The organism is Stenotrophomonas sp. PS02298 (genome assembly GCF_029959445.1).
Classification (GTDB): Bacteria; Pseudomonadota; Gammaproteobacteria; order Xanthomonadales; family Xanthomonadaceae; genus Stenotrophomonas.
The window spans coordinates 1-6289 of sequence record NZ_JASCOR010000208.1; the positions used below are offsets into that span (position 1 = coordinate 1).

5 protein-coding genes are annotated in these 6289 nt (G+C 66.6%); 3 read left to right on the forward strand and 2 right to left on the reverse strand.

Translation table 11 applies throughout. The features are described 5' to 3' along the window. Positions 1 to 296: 296 nt before the first annotated feature. Entirely contained in the window at positions 297 to 1022 is a 726-nt protein-coding gene (locus QMX78_RS19475; protein ID WP_282272688.1) for a glutamine amidotransferase, read from the reverse strand. Next, positions 1019 to 2821 carry a GspE/PulE family protein gene (locus QMX78_RS19480; RefSeq protein ID WP_282272696.1) on the reverse strand — a complete coding sequence of 601 codons (1803 nt, stop codon included), beginning with the start codon at positions 2819 to 2821 and terminating at the stop codon, positions 1019 to 1021. The genes QMX78_RS19475 and QMX78_RS19480 overlap by 4 nt, the downstream gene beginning before the upstream one ends. 92 nt (positions 2822 to 2913) lie before the next feature. Here QMX78_RS19480 and glyQ point away from each other — a divergent pair, with 92 nt between their 5' ends. The 3 genes from glyQ to glyS are packed head-to-tail and all read left to right on the forward strand — an operon-like array spanning position 2914 to position 6148. Continuing rightward, on the forward strand, positions 2914 to 3825 hold the full coding sequence (gene glyQ / locus QMX78_RS19485; protein ID WP_282272690.1) for a glycine--tRNA ligase subunit alpha: 912 nt from the start codon (positions 2914 to 2916) through the stop codon (positions 3823 to 3825). Continuing rightward, positions 3822 to 4076, forward strand: coding sequence for a hypothetical protein (locus QMX78_RS19490; RefSeq protein WP_282272692.1), 255 nt, complete (start codon positions 3822 to 3824; stop codon positions 4074 to 4076). Before glyQ ends, QMX78_RS19490 begins: the two co-directional genes overlap by 4 nt. Further along, positions 4073 to 6148, forward strand: coding sequence for a glycine--tRNA ligase subunit beta (gene glyS / locus QMX78_RS19495; protein WP_282272694.1), 2076 nt, complete (start codon positions 4073 to 4075; stop codon positions 6146 to 6148). Before QMX78_RS19490 ends, glyS begins: the two co-directional genes overlap by 4 nt. The last annotated feature ends 141 nt before the right edge of the window (positions 6149 to 6289 follow it).

A 6289-nucleotide genomic window follows, 5' to 3' on the forward strand; every position in this document is an offset into this window, starting at 1 on the left:
GCCATGCTCGGCAGGGGCTTTACCGGGAAGGCCTCTGCCGAGCATGGCTCGGCACTACGGGTTGGATTGTCGGGAAGGCCGCTTGCCGAGCATGGCTCGGCACTACGGGTTGGGTTGCCGGGAAGGCCTCTGCCGAGCATGGCTCGGCACTACATGGGGCTTTGCCGGTGGCCCTTCGGCCTTTGTGGGAGCGTCGTCAGCCGCCAAGCCCATGAATCGTCAGATCGCGGACATGCCCGTCATTGCAGCATTGCCGGCTTCGCGGCTGACGCCGTTTCCACAAAGCAACAGCAGGTTCAATGCGTCTCGCGGCGGACGTGGCGCACGAAGCGGCGCAGCAGTTGCCGGGCCAGCGGCGCGGCGCTGACCTCACGGGCGACGCTGCGGGCGCAGCCGCCGTGGCGGGCGATGCAGTCGGCGCGGGCGCGGACGTAGCCGCGCATATGGTGGGTGGCGAACTCCGGGTGGAACTGCAGGCCCCAGGCCTGTTCGCCCCAGCGGAAGGCGTGGCAGTTGTCCTGCACCGAGCGGGCCAGCACGGTGGCGCCTTCGGGCGCGCGCAATACCGTCTGCAGGTGGGTGGCGTGGGCCGGGAAACTGGCCGGCAGGCCGGCGAACAGCGGATCGGCCGAAGCCGGGGCTTCCAGCTCCAGCTGGATGGTGCCGGACTCGCGCCCGGCCGGGTTGTAGGCCACTTCCCCGCCCAAGGCATGCGCCAGCAGCTGGTGGCCGTAGCAGATGCCGAGCAGTGGCATGCCGGCGTGGGCGGCGTCGCGCAGCCAGTCTGCGCTGCGCTCGCTCCAGTCGGCGCGGTCGGTGACGAAGGCGGCCGAGCCGGTGACGATCGTGGCGGCGAAATCGCTGCGTTCGGGCAGCTGCTCGCCGTGCTCGACGTTGACCACCACGGTGTCGGCTTCTTCCAGCCCGGCGGCGACGCGGATCCAGTGCGGGAAGCGGCCATAACGGCGCAGTGTCGGGAACGGTTGCCCGGTTTCAACGATCAAGAACGGCTGGGACTTCATTCCGGCGGCGGCAGTACTGACAGGACTTCCTCGATTGTAGTCAGCCCTGCGGCCACCTTTTCAAGCCCGGTGCGGCGCAGGGTGCGCAGTCCGTCGGCGGCCGCGGCCTTGCTGAATCCGGCCAGATCCATGTCGCGGGTGATCAGGGCGCGCAGCCGCGAACCCAGTGGTAGCAGCTCATACAGGCCGATCCGGCCCATGTAGCCGGTGCGCCGGCACTCCAGGCAACCGACCGGCGCATATGCCGTGACCACATCTGGTAATGCTTCATGGGCATGACGCAGCGGTGCCCAATCGGCGTCCGTCAGCGTGTCTGGCGCCTTGCAGTGCGGGCACAGGGTGCGCACCAGACGCTGCGCCAGCACGCCGTTGACGGTGGAGGCGATCAGGTAATGCGGCACGCCCAGGTCGAGCAGGCGGGTGATCGCCGAGGGCGCGTCATTGGTGTGCAGCGTGGACAGCACCAGATGACCGGTCAGCGAGGCCTGCACCGCCATCTGTGCGGTTTCCAGGTCGCGGATTTCGCCGATCATGATGATGTCCGGGTCCTGGCGCAGCAGGGTGCGCACGCCGGAGGCGAAGTCCAGGTCGATGTTGACCTGCACCTGCATCTGGTTGAACTCCGGCGCGATCATTTCGATCGGGTCTTCCACCGTGCACACGTTCACGTCCGGCGTGGCCAGGCGCTTGAGCGTGGAGTACAGGGTGGTGGTCTTGCCGGAGCCGGTCGGGCCGGTGACCAGCACGATGCCGTGCGGGCGCGCCACCAACTCGTTCCAGCCGGCGGCTTCTTCCGGGCTGAAGCCCAGCTGCTCGATGCTCTTGAACGCCGAGTCCGGGTCGAAGATACGCATCACGCACTTCTCGCCGAACGCGGTGGGCATGGTCGACAGACGCATTTCCACTTCGCGCCCACCCGGCGAGCGGGTCTTGATGCGGCCGTCCTGCGGGCGCCTGCGCTCGGCAAGGTCCATGCGACCCAGCACCTTGACCCGGCTGATCACCGCGGTCATCACCGACGGTGGCAGTTCGAACACCTTGTGCAGCACGCCGTCGATGCGGAAGCGCACCCGGCCCTTGTCGCGCCGCGGCTCCATGTGGATGTCGCTGGCGCGCTGCTCGTAGGCGTACTGCAGCAACCAGTCGACGATGCTGACCACATGGTGGTCGTCGGCATTGACGTCACCGGCGCTGCCCAGCTCCACCAACTGTTCGAAGCTGGGCGGGGTGATGCCGTTGCTGCTGTCACGGGCGTCGCTGCGCGCGCTACGCACCGAACGGGTCACGCCGAAGAACTCCATCGAGTAACGGTGCAGGTCCAGCGGATTGACCAGCACCATGTCGATGCGGCGGCGGGTCAGGTGCTGCAGGTCCGGCACCCAGTCGCGTGCCATCGGCTCGCTGGTGGCCACCAGCACGCGCTCGCTGTCCAGGCCCAGCGGCAGGATGCGGTGGCGGCGCGCATAGGCATGCGAGACCACGGCGGTGGCACCGGACACGTCCACGCGGGTCGGGTCGATGCGCAGGTAGCGGGTCTGGGTGCGTGCGGCCAACCATTCGGTCAGACGTTCCAGCCCCAATTCGCCAGTCCCGCTTGTGGCAGCCAGTTTCAGGTTGGCCAGCAGTACCAGCGGGTGCACTTCACTGGCATTGCGCGCGCCCTGGGCAGAGAAACGGATGCGTTCCTGGTCGTGCGCGGCCACCAGCCCGTCGGCCAGCAGGGCGCTGGCGATATTGGAAAACTGCAGCCTTCCCGGGGCGATAGCCACCTGCGGTGGCGGTGCCTGAGTGCCTTCCACAGCCGCGTTTTCCACCCCAAACCCCTTGCTGGCGCGGCCATCGCGCGGTCGGTCGCTATACTAACGCACCCCTTACGTACGGCTCAGGCAGCATGTCCGCGACTCCCCCCGTTTCGATTACCTTCCAGGGACTGATCCAGACCCTCAATGATTTCTGGGCGAAACAGGGCTGTGTCTTGATCCAGCCGCTGGACCTGGAGGTCGGTGCCGGCACCTTCCACCCGGCCACCTTCCTGCGCTCGATCGGCCCGGAAAGCTGGAATGCCGCCTACGTGCAGCCCTCGCGCCGTCCCACCGATGGCCGCTACGGCGAGAACCCCAACCGCCTGCAGCGCTATTACCAGTACCAGGTGGCGATGAAGCCGAGCCCGGACAACATCCAGCAGCTCTACCTGGATTCGTTGAAGGCGCTGGGCATCGACCCGCTGGTGCACGACCTGCGCTTCGTCGAGGACAACTGGGAATCGCCGACCCTGGGCGCCTGGGGCCTGGGCTGGGAAATCTGGCTCAACGGCATGGAAGTCACCCAGTTCACCTACTTCCAGCAGGCCGGTGGCCTGGAGTGCAAGCCGGTGCTGGGCGAAATCACCTATGGCCTGGAGCGGCTCTGCATGTACCTGCAGAACTGCGACAACGTCTACGACCTGATCTGGACCTACGGTCCGGACGGCACCCCGGTCACCTACGGCGATGTCTACCACCAGAACGAGGTGGAGCAGAGCACCTACAACTTCGAGTACGCCGACGTGGAAGAAATGTTCCATCGCTTCGACGCCTGCGAGAAGGAAGCACAGAAGCTGGTGGAAGCCGGCCTGCCGCTCCCGGCCTATGAACAGGTCTGCAAGGCCTCGCATTCGTTCAACCTGCTCGACGCGCGCCGCGCCATCTCGGTGACCGAGCGCCAGCGTTACATCCTGCGCGTGCGCGCGCTGGCCCAGGCGGTGGCCAAGCTGTACGAGGCCAAGCGCCTCGAAGCCGTGGCAGCGAAGGAACAGATCTCGTGAGCCTGGCTGGGGTCGAAGGACTTGCCAGCGTCGGTTATGTGAATTTCCTGGCCGGTATCGGGCTCGCAGCATGGGCACGTGGTACCGGACGCAGTGCGCTTCTCTGGCTGATCTTTGGTTGGGTTCTGGCCCCGGTTGCCGGGTTGGTGATGTTGTTCCTGCAAAAGCGCCGCGATCCGGCGCCTGAAGTTTCCGTATTCCCCCAAACTGGGCGCAGCGACCTGCTGTCGGTGCGCAAGGACGTCATATGAGTGAGATGAAACCGCTGCTGATCGAACTGGGCGTGGAAGAGCTGCCGGTCAAGGCGCTGCCGGGCCTGGCGCAGGCCTTCTTCGATGGCGTGATCGATGGCCTGGCCAAGCGTGGCGTGGCTTTCGAGCGTGGCGATGCCAAGCCGCTGTCGACCCCGCGTCGCCTCGCCGTGCTGTTGCCGGGCGTGGAGACCGAACAGCCCGAGCAGCACTCGGAAGTATTCGGCCCGTACCTGAACATCGCGCTGGATGCCAACGGCGAACCGACCAAGGCGCTGCAGGGTTTTGCCGCCAAGGCCGGCATCGACTGGACCGCGCTGGAGCGCACCACCGATGCCAAGGGCGAGCGTTTCGTGCTGCGTTCGGTGACCCCGGGCGCGCAGACCGCCAGCCTGCTGCCGGAAATCCTGCGCGAGGCCATCGCCGCGATGCCGATCCCCAAGCCGATGCGCTGGGGCAGCCACGAATACGCCTTCGCGCGCCCTGTGCATTGGCTGGTGCTGCTGCACGGCAATGACATCGTGCCGGCCGAGCTGCTGGGCCTGACGTCCGACCGCTTCAGCCGTGGCCACCGTTTCATGGCCGACAAGCAGGTGTGGCTGAGCAACCCGGCCGACTACGTTGAATCGCTGAAGGCCGCCAACGTGCTGGTCGACGCCGACGCGCGCCGCGAGCGCATCGTCGCCGAGGTCAATGCCGCAGCTGCCCAGGCTGGGGGCGTGGCCCGCATCACCGACGACAACCTGGAACAGGTGGTCAACCTGGTCGAATGGCCGGCGGCGGTGCTGTGCAGTTTCGAGCGCGAATTCCTGGCCGTGCCGCAGGAAGCGTTGATCGAGACCATGGAGATCAACCAGAAGTTCTTCCCGGTGCTCGATGCCGGTGGCAAGCTGACCGAGAAGTTCATCGGCATCGCCAACATCGAATCGAAGGACGTGGCCGAGGTTTCCAAGGGCTACGAGCGCGTCATCCGCCCGCGCTTCTCCGATGCCAAGTTCTTCTTCGACGAAGACCTCAAGCAGGGCCTGGTCGGCATGGGCGATGGGCTGAAGACCGTCACCTACCAGGCCAAGCTGGGCAGCGTCGCCGACAAGGTGCAGCGCGTCAGCGCGCTGGCGCAGATCATCGCGCCGCAGGTGGGTGCCGATCCGGTGCAGGCCAAGCGTGCCGCCGAGCTGGCCAAGAACGACCTGCAGTCGCGCATGGTCAACGAGTTCCCTGAATTGCAGGGCATCGCCGGCCGTCATTACGCCGTTGCCGGTGGCGAATCGCCGTCGGTGGCGCTGGCCATCGACGAGAGCTACCAGCCGCGCTTTGCTGCCGATGACATCGCGCTGTCGCCGCTGGGCAAGGTGCTGGCGATTGCCGAGCGCCTGGACACGCTGGCCGGTGGCTTTGCCGCTGGCCTGAAGCCAACCGGCAACAAGGACCCGTTCGCGCTGCGTCGTAATGCGCTGGGCTTGGCTCGCAGCATCATTGAGTCGGGTTTTGATCTGGATCTGCCGGCGTTGCTGGCTTCGGCCAATGCGGGCCTTGCCGAGCGAAGTGTGCAGGCCGATGCGGGCGAACTCTACGACTTCATCATCGACCGCCTGAAGGGCTATTACGCCGACAAGGGCGTGCCGGCTACCCACTTCAACGCAGTCGCCGAGCTGCGCGTGGCCTCGCTGTACGACTTCGACCGCCGCATCGATGCCATCGGCACCTTTGCCCAGCTGCCGGAAGCCGAAGCGTTGGCTGCAGCCAACAAGCGCATCCGCAACATCCTGCGCAAGGCCGACGGTGCCATCCCGGCCATGATCGACCCGGCGCTGCTGCGCGAGCCGGCCGAGAGCGAACTGGCTGAAGCCGTCACCGCTGCCATCGACGACACCGGCACCGCGCTGGCGCACAAGGACTATGTGGCCGTGCTCGGCCGCCTGGCCCGCCTGCGCCCGCAGGTGGACGCGTTCTTCGACGCGGTGATGGTCAACGCCGATGACCTTGCGCTGCGTGGCAACCGCTTGGCGCTGCTGCGCACGCTGGGTGACCGCCTCGGCAGCGTCGCCGCGATCGAGCACCTGTCCAGCTGATAAGCCTTGGGCATCTGACCGCAACAGGCCCGCGCAAGCGGGTCTGTTGCGTTGTGGGACCGGCAACCGGCAACCGGTAGTGCCGAGCCATGCTCGGCAAGGGCATTACCGGTAAAGCCTCTGCCGAGCACGGCTCGGCAC